This is a genomic window from Streptomyces altiplanensis (genome assembly GCF_053591575.1).
In genome coordinates, this window is sequence record NZ_JBSFUB010000005.1 from 109,162 (window position 1) to 126,847 (window position 17,686).

At 71.9% G+C, this 17,686-nt stretch carries 19 protein-coding genes; 11 read left to right on the forward strand and 8 right to left on the reverse strand.

Translation table 11 applies throughout. The features are described from left to right. Window positions 1–38: 38 nt before the first annotated feature. On the reverse strand, window positions 39–1,508 hold the full coding sequence (locus ACWD0Y_RS03745) for a regulator (protein WP_450258847.1): 1,470 nt from the start codon (window positions 1,506–1,508) through the stop codon (window positions 39–41). A 240-nt stretch (window positions 1,509–1,748) separates the two neighbouring features. Here ACWD0Y_RS03745 and lipB point away from each other — a divergent pair, with 240 nt between their 5' ends. From lipB to ACWD0Y_RS03765, 4 genes are all read left to right on the forward strand, one after another. Continuing rightward, the gene (lipB, locus tag ACWD0Y_RS03750; protein WP_450258848.1) at window positions 1,749–2,546 is read left to right on the forward strand and encodes a lipoyl(octanoyl) transferase LipB; all 798 of its coding nucleotides are present in this window, start codon (window positions 1,749–1,751) and stop codon (window positions 2,544–2,546) included. Between the two features lie 113 nt (window positions 2,547–2,659). Beyond that, window positions 2,660–3,625 (forward strand): lipoyl synthase, encoded by a 966-nt coding sequence (gene lipA / locus ACWD0Y_RS03755; RefSeq protein ID WP_450258849.1) that lies wholly within the window; start codon window positions 2,660–2,662, stop codon window positions 3,623–3,625. Window positions 3,626–3,909: 284 nt separating this feature from the next. Then, complete coding sequence (locus tag ACWD0Y_RS03760) at window positions 3,910–4,146, forward strand: SCO2195 family GlnR-regulated protein (RefSeq protein ID WP_450258850.1); 237 nt, start codon at window positions 3,910–3,912, stop codon at window positions 4,144–4,146. Between the two features lie 9 nt (window positions 4,147–4,155). Then, window positions 4,156–4,860, forward strand: coding sequence for a DUF4191 domain-containing protein (locus ACWD0Y_RS03765; protein ID WP_450258851.1), 705 nt, complete (start codon window positions 4,156–4,158; stop codon window positions 4,858–4,860). Between the two features lie 129 nt (window positions 4,861–4,989). On the opposite strand, the gene ACWD0Y_RS03770 is transcribed toward ACWD0Y_RS03765, so the two are convergent. Continuing rightward, window positions 4,990–5,457: an RDD family protein gene (locus tag ACWD0Y_RS03770; RefSeq protein ID WP_450258852.1), complete on the reverse strand. Its 468-nt coding sequence runs from the start codon at window positions 5,455–5,457 to the stop codon at window positions 4,990–4,992. A gap of 197 nt (window positions 5,458–5,654) precedes the next feature. Between ACWD0Y_RS03770 and glnA the strand changes: the two genes are divergently transcribed. Beyond that, the gene (glnA, locus tag ACWD0Y_RS03775) at window positions 5,655–7,064 is read left to right on the forward strand and encodes a type I glutamate--ammonia ligase (protein WP_093801179.1); all 1,410 of its coding nucleotides are present in this window, start codon (window positions 5,655–5,657) and stop codon (window positions 7,062–7,064) included. Between the two features lie 81 nt (window positions 7,065–7,145). Here the strand turns inward: glnA and ACWD0Y_RS03780 are convergent, their stop codons facing one another. Continuing rightward, entirely contained in the window at window positions 7,146–7,412 is a 267-nt protein-coding gene (locus tag ACWD0Y_RS03780; RefSeq protein ID WP_450258853.1) for a hypothetical protein, read from the reverse strand. Window positions 7,413–7,532: 120 nt separating this feature from the next. On the opposite strand from ACWD0Y_RS03780, the gene ACWD0Y_RS03785 reads away from it, so the two are divergent. Beyond that, window positions 7,533–7,895 (forward strand): arsenate reductase family protein, encoded by a 363-nt coding sequence (locus ACWD0Y_RS03785; protein ID WP_450258854.1) that lies wholly within the window; start codon window positions 7,533–7,535, stop codon window positions 7,893–7,895. Between the two features lie 45 nt (window positions 7,896–7,940). Here ACWD0Y_RS03785 and ACWD0Y_RS03790 read toward each other — a convergent pair whose 3' ends face one another. Next, complete coding sequence (locus ACWD0Y_RS03790) at window positions 7,941–8,441, reverse strand: carboxymuconolactone decarboxylase family protein (RefSeq protein ID WP_450258855.1); 501 nt, start codon at window positions 8,439–8,441, stop codon at window positions 7,941–7,943. A gap of 47 nt (window positions 8,442–8,488) precedes the next feature. On the opposite strand from ACWD0Y_RS03790, the gene pdxR reads away from it, so the two are divergent. Beyond that, window positions 8,489–9,937, forward strand: a complete 1,449-nt coding sequence (pdxR, locus tag ACWD0Y_RS03795; RefSeq protein ID WP_450258856.1) for a MocR-like pyridoxine biosynthesis transcription factor PdxR — start codon at window positions 8,489–8,491, stop codon at window positions 9,935–9,937. Between the two features lie 158 nt (window positions 9,938–10,095). Here pdxR and ACWD0Y_RS03800 read toward each other — a convergent pair whose 3' ends face one another. Continuing rightward, complete coding sequence (locus ACWD0Y_RS03800; RefSeq protein ID WP_450258857.1) at window positions 10,096–10,995, reverse strand: Gfo/Idh/MocA family protein; 900 nt, start codon at window positions 10,993–10,995, stop codon at window positions 10,096–10,098. 211 nt (window positions 10,996–11,206) lie between these two features. Here ACWD0Y_RS03800 and glnII point away from each other — a divergent pair, with 211 nt between their 5' ends. Beyond that, the gene (gene glnII / locus ACWD0Y_RS03805; RefSeq protein ID WP_450258858.1) at window positions 11,207–12,238 is read left to right on the forward strand and encodes a glutamine synthetase; all 1,032 of its coding nucleotides are present in this window, start codon (window positions 11,207–11,209) and stop codon (window positions 12,236–12,238) included. A 376-nt stretch (window positions 12,239–12,614) separates the two neighbouring features. Next, window positions 12,615–13,235 carry a winged helix-turn-helix domain-containing protein gene (locus tag ACWD0Y_RS03810; protein WP_450258859.1) on the forward strand — a complete coding sequence of 207 codons (621 nt, stop codon included), beginning with the start codon at window positions 12,615–12,617 and terminating at the stop codon, window positions 13,233–13,235. A 96-nt stretch (window positions 13,236–13,331) separates the two neighbouring features. On the opposite strand, the gene ACWD0Y_RS03815 is transcribed toward ACWD0Y_RS03810, so the two are convergent. The 3 genes from ACWD0Y_RS03815 to ACWD0Y_RS03825 all read right to left on the reverse strand — a co-directional run bounded on the left by ACWD0Y_RS03815 (window position 13,332) and on the right by ACWD0Y_RS03825 (window position 15,834). After that, the gene (locus ACWD0Y_RS03815; protein ID WP_450258860.1) at window positions 13,332–14,828 is read right to left on the reverse strand and encodes a PepSY-associated TM helix domain-containing protein; all 1,497 of its coding nucleotides are present in this window, start codon (window positions 14,826–14,828) and stop codon (window positions 13,332–13,334) included. A gap of 82 nt (window positions 14,829–14,910) precedes the next feature. Further along, window positions 14,911–15,564 (reverse strand): hypothetical protein, encoded by a 654-nt coding sequence (locus ACWD0Y_RS03820; protein WP_450258861.1) that lies wholly within the window; start codon window positions 15,562–15,564, stop codon window positions 14,911–14,913. 138 nt (window positions 15,565–15,702) lie between these two features. After that, window positions 15,703–15,834, reverse strand: a complete 132-nt coding sequence (locus tag ACWD0Y_RS03825) for a hypothetical protein (RefSeq protein WP_450258862.1) — start codon at window positions 15,832–15,834, stop codon at window positions 15,703–15,705. Here ACWD0Y_RS03825 and ACWD0Y_RS03830 point away from each other — a divergent pair. After that, window positions 15,824–17,023, forward strand: a complete 1,200-nt coding sequence (locus tag ACWD0Y_RS03830) for a sensor histidine kinase (protein WP_450258863.1) — start codon at window positions 15,824–15,826, stop codon at window positions 17,021–17,023. The two genes, ACWD0Y_RS03825 and ACWD0Y_RS03830, sit on opposite strands and share 11 nt — an antisense overlap. Then, window positions 17,008–17,685, forward strand: coding sequence for a LuxR C-terminal-related transcriptional regulator (locus tag ACWD0Y_RS03835; RefSeq protein ID WP_450258864.1), 678 nt, complete (start codon window positions 17,008–17,010; stop codon window positions 17,683–17,685). Before ACWD0Y_RS03830 ends, ACWD0Y_RS03835 begins: the two co-directional genes overlap by 16 nt. Window position 17,686 lies beyond the last annotated feature (1 nt).

Consider the following 17,686-nt stretch of genomic DNA (forward strand, 5'->3'; position numbering starts at 1 on the left):
CCCCAGGGCGCCCGCCGGCGCCCGAGGAGCGGCGCTCCTCACCCCAGCGCCGCGACCCGGTCCCGGTAGTTGCGGACCGCCGCCGCGTCCCGGTACGGCTCAAGCCGCTTCTCGAAGTCCCGGACGTACTCCAGCGCCCGGGCCGACCGCATCTCCGTGGCCTGCTGCGCCGACTCCGCCGCCAGCGCGCACGCCTGGTCCAGCTCCCCGAGCCCGAGCCGCGCCGACGCCAGTACCACCCGGCAGAACAGCCGGCTGCGCGCGTAGCCGGGCGCCCGCAACTGCAACGACCGCTCCGCGTGCTGCGCCGACGCCCGGTGCTGCTGGAGGTCCCGGTGGCAGTGCGCGAACTCGTCCGCCAGCTGCGCCTCGTCGAAGAAACGCGCCCAGTGCGGCAGCTCGTCCCCCGGCCGCGCCGCCTCCATCGCCCGCTCCGCCCGTACGAGCGAGGCCGTGCACGCCCGGACCTCCCCCAGCACCCCGTGCCCGCGCGCCTCCACCGAGTGCAGCAGCGCCTGCACGACGGCCGGCGCCGTGCTGCCCACACCCTGCTGCGCCACCCTGGCCAGTTGCACCGCCTCCCGCCCGTGCCCCAGATGGACGGCCTGCCGGCTCATGGTGGCCAGCACGTACGAGCCGTACGGCCGGTCGCCCGCCGCCTGCGAGAGGCGCAGCGCCTGGACGAAGTACCGCTGGGCGAGGCCGTGCGCCGCGATGTCGTACGACGTCCAGCCGGCCAGCCGGGTCAGGTCGGCGGCGGCCGCGAACAGCCTCCGCCCCGTCGCCTCCCCGTACGTACCGCGCAGCATCGGCTCCGCCTCGTGCTCCAGATAGCGCACGAGGGCCTGCCGGGCGTGCCCGCCGCCGTAGGCGTCGTCCAGCGTCCGGAACAGCTCGCCGACCGAGCGCAGCGCCGCGATGTCCCCCGTGGAGACGCGCTGGCCGGGGCCGCGGTCCGTCTGCCGCTGGCGGGGCATCGCGGAGCGGCCCGGGGCGGGGACCCGCGCCCCGTTCACCCCGGTCGCGCCGTTCGCCCCGTTCACCGGCTGGTCGGTGCGCGCGACCCGGTCGTCCGCCCGCCCGATCAGCCAGTCCCGGCTCGGGACGACGAGTCCGGCCGGGGTGAACGCGATCTTGCGCAGCTCGGCGTGGCTGCCGGAGTCCTTGCGCCACAGCCCGCTGACGATGTCGACGGCCTCCTCGGGGGTGGCCGCGAACTCCAGCCCCGCGTAGACGGGCGCACAGGCGTCCAGCCCGAGGTCCTGGGCGGTCAGCCGCCGCCCGAGGCGCCGGGCGAAGACCTCGGCGATCAGCGCGGGGGTGGTACCGCGCGGCTGCTGGCCGCGGAGCCAGCGGGTCACCGAGGTCTTGTCGTACCGGAGATCCAGGCCGTGTTCCAGACCGAGCTGGTCCACCCGTCGGGCAAGGCCAGCGTTGGAGAATCCCGCTTCCGCGATGAGCGCGGCGAGCTGGCGGTTGGGGGTGCGCTGCGGAGGTCGTTCCGTCATCAGCTGTGCGGTCTCCTGCCTTCTGGGCTCCGGGAGCAGCCCTCATGGAACGGCGCGAATTTAGCTGCACCCGCAGACCGCTCCGGCCCCTTCCACCCACATTCATCCGATCGTGTGAGGATTTGTGGGAACGCTGACGAACGCTGACGAAAACGACCTGCCCGGCGGCCGGAACCGTCGCCGCCGTACAGTGGCTGGGGCGCGATACGTGCACGGTGAAGGTTCTAAGGAGGCGTTGCCGTGAGTGAGCTGCGGTTTGTCCGACTGGGGTTCGGCGAGGAAGCCGTCGAGTACCAGGAGGCCTGGCAGAAGCAGCGCGAGGTGCACGCCGCACGGTTCGCGGACGAGATCCCGGACACGTGCCTGCTCCTCGAGCACCCCCCCGTCTACACGGCGGGACGGCGTACGGCGGACAGCGAGCGGCCGCTGGACGGCACGCCCGTGGTGGACGTGGACCGCGGCGGCAAGATCACCTGGCACGGCCCCGGCCAGCTCGTCGGCTACCCGATCATGAAGCTGCCGCGCCCGGTCGACGTGGTGGCGCACGTGCGCCGCCTGGAGGACGCCCTGATCCGCGCGTGCGCGGAGTTCGGCGTCGAGACGTCCCGGGTCGAGGGCCGCAGCGGCGTGTGGGTGCTCGGCGACCCGGTGGAGCAGCGCCAGGCGCTCGGCGGGCTCTCCCTGGACTTCGACCCGCGGCTCCAGGACGAGGAGTTCGACCCGCGGCTGAACGGTCCCGAGTACGCCCCGTCCAACGCCGGCCAGCGCCGCGAGGACCGCAAGCTCGCCGCCATCGGGATCCGCGTCGCCAAGGGCGTCACGATGCACGGCTTCGCGCTGAACGTGAACCCGGACAACACCTGGTTCGACCGGATCGTGCCCTGCGGCATCCGCGACGCGGGCGTCGCCTCGCTCGCGGGCGAGCTCGGCCGGGAGGTCACCGTCGACGAGGTCCTGCCGGTCGTCGAGAAGCACCTGCGGGACGTACTGGAGAACGCGGATCCGGCCCCCCGGATCATCGAGAAGGCCTCCGCCTAGGAAGCCCCCGGGAATGCGCGCCTCTGGCCACGGGTTGGCGGGACGTAATCCCCATACAAATATCGGGCGTACCCTGGTGGGCGCCGAAGAATCGAAGTCGTAGGGAGCCGGACGTGTCCGCAGTCGCACCCGACGGACGCAAGATGCTGCGCCTGGAGGTCCGGAACAGCCAGACCCCCATCGAGCGCAAGCCCGAGTGGATCAAGACCCGGGCGAAGATGGGCCCCGAGTACACCAAGATGCAGGCCCTGGTGAAGGGCGAAGGACTGCACACGGTGTGCCAGGAGGCCGGCTGTCCGAACATCTACGAATGCTGGGAGGACCGCGAGGCCACCTTCCTCATCGGCGGTGATCAGTGCACCCGGCGCTGTGACTTCTGCCAGATCGACACGGGCAAGCCCGCCGCGCTCGACCTGGACGAGCCGCGCCGCGTGGGCGAGTCCGTCGTCACGATGGACCTGAACTACGCCACCATCACCGGCGTCGCACGCGACGACCTGGAGGACGGCGGCGCCTGGCTGTACGCGGAGACCGTGCGCCAGATCCACGCGATGACGTCGGAGCGCGCGGAGGGCCGCACCAAGGTCGAGCTCCTCATCCCCGACTTCAACGCGGTCCCCGAGCAGCTGGCCGAGGTCTTCTCGTCCCGCCCCGAGGTGCTCGCGCACAACGTCGAGACGGTGCCGCGCATCTTCAAGCGCATCCGCCCCGGCTTCCGCTACGAGCGCTCCCTCGAAGTGATCACACGCGCCCGTGAGGCGGGCCTGGTCACCAAGTCGAACCTCATCCTCGGCATGGGCGAGGAGCGCGAAGAAGTCAGCCAGGCGCTCCAGGACCTGTACGACGCGGGCTGCGAGCTCATCACGATCACGCAGTACCTGCGCCCCTCGCCGCGCCACCACCCGGTCGAGCGCTGGGTGAAGCCGCACGAGTTCGTGGAGCTGAAGGAGGAGGCCGAGGAGATCGGCTACTCCGGTGTGATGTCCGGGCCGCTGGTCCGTTCCTCGTACCGCGCGGGCCGGCTTTTCGGCCAGGCGATGGAGCGGCGTGGCGCGCTGACCGCCACCCCCGCTGTGTGAATCCAGGCACAAGCGATTACCGGCCAGTAATGGCCAGGGCGACGCGGCCCGTACAGTCCCCGCAGGTCGGGGGAGGTGCGGGCCGTACCCGTGTCCCGGCCCGCGTCCCGGACGTACGCGTCAAGGATTCATGGGTGTTTGACCGCCCGGCCATGCGCTGGTAACACCAATCAGTGACCCTAGGCTTACACACAGCTGCACTCCAGCACCCGCGCCTGCGTCCGCACGCGCACCCGCACATCCCGCCCGTTCCCGAGTCACCGCTCCCGAGGGGGATCCCCACCATGCCGGCCGCGACGCCCGTCCACGCAGCGACGACGCCAGTCACCCACGCCACCGCCATCCCGTCCGTCACCACCGCCCTGCGCGCCGTCGAGTCGCTCCTGATGGGCGGCGGACAGCGCACCGCCCGCCGCAACGCCTGGACGTCGGTGCTCGAGGACCGGCGCAGGGCCAAGGACCGGGTCGAGGCCGAGCGCGTACTGGAGGCCGGGGCGGCCCGTACTTCCCGGGCAACGTAAACTTCAGGCATGGCGAGGAAGGAACGCGCAGACAACGCGGACACTGCGAACCCCGGGCGACTCAAGCAGATTGCCCTGACCTACAAGATGACCCGGCGGGCCGACTCGAAGGTGGGTCTTGTCGTCGCGGCTGTGGGCATCATCACCTTCGGTGTCTTCCTCGCGATCGGCTTCTTGATCGATCACCCGGTCTACCTGGGCATTCTTGGCTTCCTGCTGGCTTTCCTCGCGATGGCGATCGTCTTCGGACGCCGTGCCGAGCGAGCGGCGTTCGGGCAGATGGAGGGGCAGCCGGGCGCTGCGGCCTCCGTGTTGCAGAACGTCGGCCGGGGCTGGTCGACGACTCCGGCGGTGGCGATGAACCGCAGCCAGGACGTCGTGCACCGGGCCGTCGGCAAGGCCGGCATCGTCCTGGTGGCCGAGGGCAACCCGAACCGGCTGAAGAGCCTGCTGGCCGCCGAGAAGAAGAAGATGGCGCGCATCGTGGTGGACGTACCGGTCCACGACATCATCGTCGGCAACGACGAGGGTCAGGTGCCGCTGAAGAAGCTGCGCACCACGATGCTCAAGCTGCCGCGCGTCCTCACGGGTCCGCAGGTGACGACGGCCAACGACCGGCTGCGCGCGATGGGCGACCTGATGTCGAACATGCCCCTGCCGAAGGGGCCCATGCCCAAGGGGATGCGCATGCCGCGCGGCGGAAAGATGCGCTGAGAGCCTTCCGCTCCTCCCGTACGCCACCAGGACATACGGACATACGCCGAAGGGCGGCCCGGAACCGATGAGGTTCCGGGCCGCCCTTCCTTCGTCTCCTTCGTCCGCCCCCGCCCGCCTACGGGCACATCAGAGCCGGACCTGGACGGCGCGCGCGAGACGGTCGTGCAGGCCCCGGCCGTCGCGGTCCCAGACCAGGGCCGGGATCGCGAGGCACAGGAGCACGCTGCGGACGAACGTCCGGCCGAAGCCGAGGCGGTCCCCGTTCTCGGCGACGACGCGCAGGCCGAAGAGGCGCTTGCCGGGGGTGGAGCCGATCGTGCCGACGGTGAGCAGGCTCAGTACGAGCAGCACGCCCAGCGCCCAGTTGCCCGACGCCTGCGCGTCACCGCCGGTGAGCAACCCGTATGCGATCAGCATGCAGAGCGCCCAGTCGGCGAAGAGGGCCCCGAAGCGCCGGCCGAGGGGGGCGACGGCGCCCGGCCCGTGCTCCGGCAGTCCGAGCCGCTCGCCGCGGTACCCGGTGTCGGCACCCATCTGCCTGGCGGCTTCGCCCGGCCCGGAGAGCCACGATCCAATTGCTTGCCTGTTGTCCACCCGTCCACGGTACTGCGCCCGCTTTCGTACCCTGGAGGCCGGGGCCGCCCGGAGCCGGTCCGGTTAACTTGGGCGAAACAAATGGGTCATGCTTGAGAAATCCGGTCTGCCTATGGTCGGGTCCAGCGTGTGCCACCGCACTGGCCGCACGAAGAGCTGCAACCCCATCCCCACCGGGTGGGAGTAGGAGGAGTTGGATGTTCCAGAACGCCGACGACGCGAAGAAGTTCCTCGCCGACGAAGACGTCAAGTTCGTCGACGTCCGGTTCTGCGACCTGCCCGGAGTGATGCAGCACTTCACGATCCCGGCCGCGGCGTTCGACCCGACCGAGGAGCTGGCCTTCGACGGATCGTCGATCCGCGGTTTCCAGGCCATCCACGAGTCCGACATGGCGCTCCGCGCGGACCTGTCGACGGCACGCATCGACCCGTTCCGCAAGGACAAGACGGTCAACATCAACTTCTTCATCCACGACCCGATCACGGGCGAGCAGTACAGCCGTGACCCGCGGAACGTGGCGAAGAAGGCCGAGGCGTACCTGGCGTCCACCGGCATCGCCGACACGGCGTACTTCGGCCCGGAGGCCGAGTTCTACGTGTTCGACAACGTCCGCTTCCAGACCTCCGCGAACGAGTCCTTCTACCACATCGACTCCGAGGCCGGCGCCTGGAACACCGGTGCGGTCGAGAACAACCGCGGTTACAAGGTCCGCTACAAGGGCGGCTACTTCCCCACCCCGCCGGTCGACCACTTCGCCGACCTGCGCGCCGAGATCTCCCTGGAGCTGGACAAGAACGGCCTCCAGGTCGAGCGCCAGCACCACGAGGTCGGCACGGCCGGCCAGGCCGAGATCAACTACAAGTTCAACACGCTGCTCGCCGCGGCCGACGACCTGATGCTCTTCAAGTACATCGTGAAGAACGTCGCCTGGCGCAACGGCAAGACCGCGACCTTCATGCCGAAGCCGATCTTCGGTGACAACGGCTCGGGCATGCACGTCCACCAGTCGCTGTGGTCCGGCGGCAACCCGCTCTTCTACGACGAGCAGGGTTACGCGGGCCTCTCGGACATGGCGCGGTACTACATCGGCGGCATCCTCAAGCACGCCCCGTCGCTCCTGGCCTTCACCAACCCGACGGTGAACTCCTACCACCGCCTGGTGCCCGGCTTCGAGGCCCCGGTCAACATGGTCTACTCGCAGCGCAACCGCTCGGCGGCCATGCGCATCCCGATCACGGGCTCGAACCCGAAGGCCAAGCGCGTCGAGTTCCGCGCCCCGGACCCGTCCTCGAACCCGTACCTCGCCTTCTCGGCGCTGCTGATGGCGGGCCTCGACGGCGTGAAGAACAAGATCGAGCCGGCCGAGCCGATCGACAAGGACCTCTACGAGCTGGCTCCCGAGGAGCACGCGAACGTCCAGCAGGTCCCGACGTCGCTCCCGGCCGTCCTCGACGCGCTCGAGGCGGACCACGACTACCTGCTGGCCGGCGGTGTCTTCACCCCCGACCTGATCGAGACGTGGATCGACTACAAGCGCGTGAACGAGATCGCCCCGATCCAGCTCCGCCCGCACCCGCACGAGTTCGAGCTGTACTTCGACCTCTAAAGATCACAAGATCACGCCCTGAGGGCCGTCACCCCCGCGTCGCGCGGGGGTGACGGCCCTCAGGTGTCAGTCGTTCCCGGGTCAGCGGCCGTAGCGGATCAGAGCGCGCACCATCCGGCAGGTCGTGTCCGACGGCGGGTGTATGCCGACGAGCTCCGCCACGGTGCGTATCTTGTCGTTGGACGCCTGCGCCGGGTGGTACACACCCGTGTCGAGCAGCGCGATGGCAAGGCGCATCGCCTTGAGGCGGCGGTTGTGGGTCTCGTACCACGCGCGCGGCCGCCCGGCCGGCAGTGGGGTCTTCGACAGGGCTTGCGGAGCGAGCGGAAGCAGTGCGGCTGCGGCCATGGGCGTCCTCCTGGGGGCGCTCGGGAACCCTCTCTGACACCCTCGATTTTACTGCCCACCACTGACAATCAGCCCTGGCCAGACCTTGTGCGGCGGGTGCTTGAAGATACGGTTGGGGCCATGGAGATCTGGATCAATCCCGCCTGCTCGAAGTGCCGCGGCGCGGTGCGTCTGCTGGACGAGGAGGGGGCTCAGTACACGGTGCGCCGCTACCTCGAGGACGTACCGACGCCGGACGAGATCCGTGCGGTGCTGGAGCGGCTCGGGCTCGAGCCGTGGGACATCACGCGCACGCAGGAGGCCGCGGCGAAGGAGCTGGGGCTCGGGGAGTGGGCGCGGGACGCCGGTTCGCGGGACCGGTGGATCGCGGCGCTCTCGGAGCACCCGAAGCTGATCCAGCGGCCGATCATCACGGCCGAGGACGGTACGGCCGTGGTGGCCCGTACGGACGAGGCGGTACGGGACGCCATGTCGCGGCGGTGAGGCCCCGGGCCGGCGTACGGGCACGGGGCCCCACCGCCGGCCGGGTCAGGAGACGCGTTCGTCCTCGCCCGCGGTCTTCGCCGTCGCCAGTGCGATGCGGTTCCAGGTGTTGATCGTGAAGATCAGGGCCAGCAGCTGGGCCAGTTCCTTGTCGTCGAAGTGGGCGGACGCCCGTGCGTACACGTCGTCCGGCAGCCCGCCGTCCGCGATCAGCGTCACCGCGTCCGTGAGGGCCAGGGCGGCCTGCTCCTTCGCGGTGAAGAAGTGCGCGGCCTCCTTCCACACCGCGACCATGTGCAGCCGCTCCTCGCTCTCGCCCGCCTTGCGCGCGTCGGAGGTGTGCATGTGCAGGCAGTACGCGCAGTGGTTGAGGTGCGAGGAGCGGATCTGCACCAGCTCCACGAGCGCCGGGTCGAGGCCCTCACGGGCGGCGGCGTCGAGGCCGATCACCGCTCTGAACGCCTTGGGCGCGCTCTTGGCGAAGTTGAGGCGGGTGGCGGAGGAGGCGGGGGCGGAGGGGCTCTGCCGGATCTCTGTCGTCGTCATGGATACGAATCTACGAGCACGGGCGACCGGAGGAGGGGTGCATTCTCGTGGCACGATCATGGGTCAATTCCGCGGAGGGGCTCGGCAGCGATCTGCACCTGGAGCTGGAGAAGGCAGGAGCCGGCAGCCGGCGTGCCGTGCTCATGCGGGCGCTGCGTGAAGCGGTCCGCAGCGGGCGGCTCGCTCCCGGGACGCGGTTGCCGCCGTACCGCTCCCTCGCCGCCGACCTCGGGCTCGCCCGCAATACCGTCGCCGACGCGTACGCCGAGCTGGTGGCGGAGGGCTGGCTGACGGCCAGACAGGGGTCCGGCACCCGGGTCGCGCAGCGGGCGGAGCCGGTCACGCCCGTGCGGCGGGCGCGCACTCCGGCGCGGGCCACCCGGCCGGCGTACGACCTGGTCCAGGGCCGGCCGGACCCTTCCGTGTTCCCGCGCAGCGCCTGGCTCGCTTCGGCCCGCCGGGCGCTGACCGCCGCGCCCCACGACGCCTTCGGGCCCGGTGATCCGCGGGGCAGGGCGGAGCTGCGGCAGGCGCTGGCGGAGTATCTGGCGCGGGTGCGCGGGGTACGGGCGGACGCCGGGCGGATCGTGCTGTGCTCGGGGGCCGCGCACGCGCTGCGGCTGCTGGCGGAAGTGGTGGGCGGGACGTGGGCGGTGGAGGAGTACGGACTGCCGTTCCACCGCGCGCTGCTGGCCGGCGAGGGGGTGCGTACCGTGCCGGTCGGGGTCGACGGGGGCGGGGCCAGGGTGGACGAACTGGCCGGGCCGGGGGCCGTACTGCTCACCCCCGCGCACCAGTTCCCGACGGGCGGGCCGCTGCGTCCGGAGCGGCGCGCGGCCGTCGTGGACTGGGCGCGGGCGACGGGCGGGCTGGTCCTGGAGGACGACTACGACGGTGAGTTCCGTTACGACCGGCAGCCGGTGGGCGCGGTGCAGGGGCTCGATCCGGACCATGTGGTGCTGATCGGGTCGGTCAGCAAGAGCCTCTCCCCCACCCTGCGGATCGGCTGGATGGTGCTGCCGGAGCGGCTCGTGGACGATGTCGCGGCGGCGAAGGGCGAGCGCGAGCAGTGGTCGAGCGCGACGGAGCAGCTGACGCTGGCGGACTTCGTCGCCTCGGGTGCGTACGACCGTCATGTGCGCAGGATGCGACAGCGTCACCGGCGCAGGCGCGACCGGCTGGTCGCGGTGCTGGCCGAGCGTGCGCCGCACGTGCGCGTGACGGGGATCGCGGCGGGGCTGCACGCCGTGCTCGAACTGCCGCCGGGCACCGAGCGGGCGGTGGTGAAGGCGGCGGCGTGGCAGGGGCTGGCGGTGGAGGGGCTCTCCGGCTACCGGCATCCGGGGAGCGGCCGCGGGGCGGGCGCGGGAGGCGGCTCCGGGGACAGCGCCGGGGGCGGCGGGCGCGACGGGCTGGTCGTGGGCTACTCGACGCCGGCCGAGCACCTGTACGCGGGGGCGCTGGACGCGCTGTGCCGGGCCCTGCCGCCCGCCTGATACGGAAATCGCCGCCCAGTCCGCTGTGCCGGGGGGTGCCTCCGCGCCGGCCGTGAGCGGGCCGCGTCCGGACGGGCTCGCGGACCGGGCCCGTCCGGCGGCCGGGGGCAGCGCGAACCGTGCGGACGACGCGGCCGGCGCAGAGGCACCGCCCCGTCTCAACGCCCCAGTCGCGCCTCCGCGTCGGCCAGGATCTCCGTGACGCGCAGCCCGAAGGCCGCGTCGCACGGATGCGCCTCTCCCGTCCGTACGGAGTGCAGCAGCGCGTCGACGGCTGCGCGGAAGGCCCCGGCCGCACTGCCCCACGGAGGCAGTGCGGCCACACCCGCCGTGCCCCGCAGTTCGACCGCCGCCCCCGCCGCATCCGCCGGGGCGCTCAGGCTGAGCGTCACCGTGCTCGACGCGCCCGAGGTGTGGCGCAGGACGAGGTGGACGGTGTCCTCGGGGCCCGGCGCCGCGGTCACCGACGTGACGTCGCCGAGCACCGGCAGCAGTACGGACAGGGCGTGCGGCCCCACGTCCCACAGCGCGCCCTTCTCGCCGCGCCACGGCGAGACGGCGTACGGACTGTCCGCACCGGGGGAGAACAGCGCGCCGAGCCACCGTGCGTGGGCGGTGAACCAGCCGCCCGCCGCGCCCTGTTCGGCGGTCCACCGCGCCGTTCCGGCCGCGAAGCGCAGGGTGAAGAAGACCACCGACGCCACGCCCGCCTTCTCCGTCGCCCCGGCGACCTCCCGTGCCCCCGCCACCGTCGTCGCGACCGGCTTGTCCAGCAGCACGTGGCGTCCGGCGGCCGCGGCACGTACCGCCAGCGGGGCCTGGACGTCGGGCGGCAGGGCGATCGCCACGGCGTCGCACGCGGCGAGGAGGGCGTCGACGTCGTCGTACGCCGTGGTGGCGTGGGCGGCGGCGAGGGCGGCGGCCGCCTCGGGCCTGCGGCCCCACACGCCCGCGAATTCGATGCCGGGGTGCGCCGCGAGCGCGGGTCCGTGGGTGCCGGCCGCCCAGGGGCCGGTGCCGAGAAGTCCGATGCGCGGTTTGCTCAACGATTCGGTCATGCCCGCCAGTGTGCCCGCGGGGCCGGGGGACGCGCGGGTCCCCCGGCCTCCGCGGCCGGTGCGTGACCGGCGAACGCCCGTGATCCGCAGGAAACCTGAGTAACACGGGGTTCACAATCGGGCAACGGACGGGAAATCAGCGCTTGCGAAGCTGCGCTCATCAGCCGCAGCCCCGCAGCAGCACACCGCAGCACCACAAAGGATGGCGTCCGTGACCTTCAAGGCCGAGTACATCTGGATCGACGGCACCGAGCCGACCGCCAAGCTCCGCTCGAAGACGAAGATAATGGCGGGCTCCGCCGCGGACGTCACCGAGCTGCCCATCTGGGGTTTCGACGGATCCAGCACGAACCAGGCCGTGGGCCACGCGTCCGACCGCGTACTGAAGCCGGTGTTCTCCTGCCCGGACCCGATCCGCGGCGGTGACGACATCCTCGTCATGTGCGAGGTCCTGAACATCGACATGACGCCGCACGAGTCCAACACGCGTGCGCTGCTGCGCCCGGTCGCCGAGCAGTTCGCCGACCAGGAGCCGATCTTCGGCATCGAGCAGGAGTACACCTTCTTCGACGGTGCCCGTCCGCTCGGCTTCCCGGTGGGCGGCTTCCCGGCCGCGCAGGGCGGTTACTACTGCGGCGTCGGCGCGGACGAGATCTTCGGCCGTGAGATCGTCGAGAAGCACCTCGACCACTGCCTCGCCGCCGGCCTCGGCATCTCCGGCATCAACGCCGAGGTCATGCCCGGCCAGTGGGAGTTCCAGGTCGGCCCGCTGGCGCCGCTGGAGGTCGCCGACCAGCTGTGGATCGCCCGCTGGCTGCTGTACCGCACCGCCGAGGACTTCAACGTGTCCGCGACCCTCGACCCGAAGCCGGTCAAGGGCGACTGGAACGGCGCGGGCGCGCACACCAACTTCTCGACGAAGGCGATGCGCGAGGGCTACGACGCGATCATCACCGCGTGCGAGGCGCTGGGCGAGGGCTCGAAGCCGATGGACCACGTCAAGAACTACGGCGCGGGCATCGACGACCGCCTGACCGGTCTGCACGAGACCGCCCCGTGGAACGAGTACAGCTACGGCGTCTCCGACCGCGGCGCCTCGGTCCGTATCCCGTGGCAGGTCGGCCAGGACCGCAAGGGCTACATCGAGGACCGCCGTCCGAACGCCAACGTCGACCCGTACGTCGTGACGCGCCTGATCGTCGACACCTGCTGCACCGCGATGGAGAAGGCCGGCCAGGTCTGATCCCCGCTCCCGACCGCTCGTCGCAGGGGGCGCCCGCCGATCCGGTGGGCGCCCCCTGCGCGTACCCCGGCCCGGTGTGCCGCAGGCGCCCTGCCGTACGGAGGCCGGGGGAAGGGGGGCTGCTGCCGACGGCGGGCATCTGCTTCAATGGGGCACATGACCGGCCACCAGGACACCGCGACAGCGCGTCGCAGCGACCTCGAGCCGTTCTGGCCTTCCCGTCAGCATCACGACTTCGACCGGGTGTGTTGTCGCGCGAGGAACGCGCGGGCCCTCTAAAGCCGTTCACACCGGTCTTCGGTCCGCGCGCAGCACGACGCAGTGACGACGCAGTACGTCCTCGACGACTCCTCCGCGCGAAAGAAGCTGACCTCTCATGGCGAACACCCGTGCCTTCTCCGCCGCTTCCCAGTCCTCCGCCGTCATCGGCCGCCACCGGCTGCGGGCCGTCGAACGGCACGAGGGGGCGCGTACCGGCGGGGCTCCGGGCAGGACTCCCGGCCGGACTCTGGACGTGGGCGACTTCCTGCCGCCGGGCTCCACCTGGCTGCCCGCGCCCGAGCACACGCTGCCCGCGCTGCCGGGCCGGCCGCCGATGGTCGGGTACCTCGTGCTCGTACCGGCCGACCGGCAGCCCGCCGTCGCGCCCGTCGCGCCCGTCGCGGAAAAGGCGACGGGGGAGGACGCGGAAGAGGAGGGGGCCGGGGCCCTGGGCGACGGGCCCGTGCGGATCGACGGCGCCGGGCGCACCGCCGCCGTGGACGGGCGGACGCTGGACCTCACGTACCTCGAATTCGAGCTGCTCGCCCACCTGGTGGCGCATCCCCACCGGGTGCACACACGCGACCAGTTGGTGTCCACGGTGTGGGGCTACGGGCATGTGGGCGACGGCAGGACCGTCGACGTCCACATCGCGCGGCTGCGCCGCAAGCTGGGCGCCGAGCACCGCGGCAGGATCCAGACGGTGCGGCGCGTGGGGTACAAGTTCACGCCCTGAGCTCCTGAGGCTGTGAGGCTCTGAGGCTCTGAGGCTCTGGCGGAGTACGGCGAAGGGGCTGCCCGTCCGGCGCGGCGGTACGGGCAGCCCCGGCCCTCAGTCCGCCGTACGGGCCGTGCGGGCGCGGAAGCGGGCCACCGCGCCCAGCAGCAGGTCGACCGCCAGGAACACCAGCAGGCTGATGCCCAGCAGCGGTACGAACCAGCCCACCAGCACGGTGAGCGCCGCCAGGGGCAGCAGTGCCGTGACCGGCGCCTTCCGCCAGGCGCCGCGCGGCACCGGGCGGCCCGCGGGCAGCCTGCGTTCCTTCGTCGGCCTGCGCAGCCACCACATCCGGTAGCCCCAGACGATGAGCAGGATCAGGGACGCCGCGAGGGCCGCCAGGGCCAGTTGGTTGACCAGGCCGAGGAAGACGCCGGTGTGGGCGTCGATGCCGAACCGGGTGAGCTGGGCGAGCAACGGGTAGTCGGCGAAACGCAGTTCGTCGATGACCAGGCCGTCGGCGGGGCCGACGGCGACCGAGTCCAGGTGGACCGGGAACTGGGTGTCGGTCTCCTTGACGACGTAACCGCTCCCCTCGCTCGGCAGGATCACCGAGAGCTTCCCCTCGATCCCGGCCTGGCGGGCGGCCGCGAGCGCGTTGTCGATGCCGACGTCCGTGCCGGCCGCGCCCTCGTGGGAGCCCGCGTCGCCGTGGCCCTCGTGGCCTTCGTGTTCCCCGCCGCCGTCACCGCCGCCCTCGGCGAGTGCCGCGGAGACGACCGGGGTCGCGCCGCCGAGCTGGTCCTGTACGGCGCCGATGTTCTCGCCCGCGTAACGCGACCAGGTGAGACCCGTCGCCGAGAGCAGGACGAGTCCGAGCACCGCCACCGTGCCGAGGGCCCCGTGCCGGGACAGCGTCCTGCGGCGGCCCTTCGCCCCGCGCTCGGGGACGATCAGGTCGCGCTTCGCCGTGCGCCTGCGGCCCAGCCACAGGAACAGGCCGCCCAGCGCGACCACCCACAGCCAGCTCGCGGCGAGTTCGCCGTAGTGACGGCCGAGATCTCCGAGGTGCAGGTCGCGGTGGAGCTCGTCGAGCCAGGTACGCAGCGGCAGGGCGCCGGAGGAGCCGTAACTGGTCAGCTCGCCCCGTACTTCCGCGGTGTACGGATCGACGAAGACGGCGAGCGACTTGCCCTCCTCGACCTCGGGCGTCGTCATCAGCACCCTGGTGGTCGCGCCGTCCTCGGCGGAGGGCCAGACGGCGGTCACCGTGCCCTTGGGGTGGGCGGCGCGGGCGGCCGCGAGCTGGTCGCCGAGCGGCAGCGAGCGTTCGCCGACCGGGGTCTCCAGCTCGTGGCTGTAGATGAACTTCTCGGCCTGGAAGGAGAGCGCGTAGAGGAGGCCGCTGGTGGCGGCGATCAGCAGGAGCGGGGCTATCAGCAGGCCCGCGTAGAAGTGGACGCGCAGGACGAGGGGGCGCAGGGCGCTCCAGGTGGTTCCGCGTCCGCCGGCGGCGGGTGCCGGACCGGCTTCCGTATCCGCATCCGTTTCCTGCGCGGGCTGTGCGAGTTGTACGGGCTGTGCGGGTTGTACGGGGTCGTCAATGGCCATGACTGTCCTCGGAGTTGCCGACGGAGTGACCTGGGTCACGGGGTGGGTGAAGCGGCCCCCTGGTCACGCGGTCGGACAGTGGTCAGACAGTGGGAAGTGCGGGGGCCGTGGCGCGGGTCCTCGGGACCCGCGGCGGCCCGCGCCGCGACAGCGTGTGCGCGAGGACGACGCCGTGGCCGTGGCGGCGAGCGGAGCGGGGACCCCGGGGGCGTACCGGCTCCGGCAGCTCCGGGGCCCGTACGACGGCGAGCAGCAGCCGCAGCGGGGTGAAGGCCGACGCGTCGACGGTGCGCGCGAGCCGGAAGAAGGCCGCCTCGCCGCGCGCCAGCCACAGACCGCAGACGAGGGCCGCGCCGAGGTGGGCGGCGGTCATCGCGAGCGGGGAGGAACCCTGGGCGGGGGCGGACGCCGCGGCCGCCATGGCTTCGGGGTCCATGAACTGCTGGTGCGTGACGGACATCCGGTGGTGGCCGGCGCCCGGCTCCTGCGCCGTACCGAAGACGAGGTGCAGTACGCCCTGTACGGCGAGGAGGCCGCCGCCGACGGCGAAGACCCCGTGCCGCCTGTGCCCCGCGGCCCACGCGAGCCCGGCCGTCACCGCGAAGGCCGCGAGCAGCCCCGGAACCGGAACTCCGTGCCCGGACATGGAGGAATGGCCCACGGCCGCCGCGAGGACGCACACCGCAGCGAAGAGTGCGGCTCGCAGTGCGCGCAGGGGTGACCGGGCGTCCGTCATGATCCGCACATGCTGCCACTCCGGGAGCCCTCGTGGGGACATCGGTGCAGGACACAGCTGTGCGGCGAGGAGGGGCCGGGGGTGGTGGTAGGTACACCCCGGATCCGGGGGCGGAACCCCGTGACCTTGGAGGCCGCCTCAGGCAAGACTGGGCGCGTGCCCGGCGTACGGGCCGCCGAGGAGAGGGTTGAACAGGATGATGGCGACCAGAATACGCAGCACGTTCCTTGCCGGCGTGCGGGGACTGGCACTGACGATCATGTCGCTCACGGCATCGGTCGTCCTGTCCACGTTCACGGTTGTCTCCCTCGCGCTCATCCCGATCGGGATCGGCCTCTTCACCACTCCTGTCGTTCTGACCGCGCTCCGCGGCTACGCCGATCAGCGGAGGCTCCTCGTGGCCAAGTGGTCGGACGCGCGCGTCCCGGTCCCGTACCGCCGGATGCCCGCCGACCTGCGCGGCGGCTTCGTCGGACAGGTCGAGCGGTGTGTGCTGATGCTGAGGGACCCGGCGACCTGGCGGGACTTCCTGTGGCTCCAGGTGGACATGACGGCCGGCTGTCTCAGCGCGTTCCTGCCCGCCGCGCTGTTGCTTTATCCGCTGGAGAGCCTGGTGCTGGCGGCGGGGCTGTGGCGGGTGTTCGAGAATGATCCGTACTGGTACGGCCCCGTGCCCGTGGACAGCCAGGGGACCGCACTTCTCGCGGTCGCGCTCGGCATCGCCCTCTTCCACGTGGCCGTGCGCTACAACCCGGCGCTGCTGCGCGCCCACCTCACCCTCACCGGGTCGCTGCTGCGCCCCACCCACGAGATGTCGCTCGCCCGGCGCATCGACCAGCTGACCGAGACGCGGCACGACGCCGTCGACACCTCGGCCGCCGAACTGCGCCGTATCGAGCGGGACCTGCACGACGGCGCGCAGGCCCGGCTGGTCGCCATGGGCATGAACCTCTCCACCATCGAGGCGCTCGTCGAGAAGGACCCGGCCCAGGCCAGGAAGCTCCTCGCCATGGCCCGCGAGTCCTCCGCCGAGGCCCTGGCCGAACTGCGCGACCTGGTGCGCGGCATCCACCCGCCGGTGCTCGCCGAACGCGGACTCGGCGACGCGGTACGGGCGTTGGCGCTGCGCCTGCCCGTCGAGACGGAGGTGACGGTGGACCTGCCGGGCCGCGTGGACGCGCCCGTCGAGTCGGCGGCGTACTTCGCGGTCAGCGAGCTCCTCACGAACGCGGTCAAGCACGCGGAAGCGGACCGGATCCACGCCGACATGCACCACGCCGACGGCATGCTGCGGGTCTCCGTCACCGACAACGGGCACGGCGGGGCGGACGCCGGGGCGGGCTCCGGGCTGAGCGGTGTCGAACGCCGGCTCGGTACATTCGACGGCGTCCTGGCCGTCAGCAGTCCCGCGGGCGGTCCCACCATGGTCACCATGGAGATCCCTTGCGCGTTGTCCTAGCCGAAGACCTCTTCCTGCTCCGCGACGGCCTGGTCCGCATGCTCGAAGCCTTCGGCTTCGAGATCCTGGCCGCCGTGGAGACCGGGCCCGAGCTGACCCGGGCACTGGCCGAGCTGGAACCGGACGTCGCGGTCGTCGACGTCCGGCTTCCGCCGTCCCACACCGACGAGGGTCTCCAGTGCGCGCTGGAGGCACGCCGGGCACGGCCGGGCCTGCCGGTGCTGGTGCTCTCCCAGCACGTGGAACAGCTGTACGCCCGCGAGCTGCTGGCCGACGGCAACGGCGGTATCGGGTACTTGCTCAAGGACCGGGTCTTCGACGCCGAGCAGTTCGTCGACGCGGTACGGCGGGTGGCGGCCGGCGGCACGGCGATGGACCCCCAGGTGATCTCCCAGCTCCTCTCCCGCCGCGCCCAGGACAAGCCGATGGGCCATCTGACGCCGCGGGAGCGGGAGGTCATGGAGCTGATGGCGCAGGGCAGGTCGAACGCGGCCATCGCGGACCGGCTCGTCGTCACCGAGCGGGCGATCGCCAAGCACACGTCGAACATCTTCGGCAAGCTCGGCCTGCCCGTGTCGGACGACGACAACCGGCGGGTGCTGGCCGTACTGGCCTATCTGGACCGGGGCGGGAACGGGAACGGACGCGTCGGCGGAAGCTGAC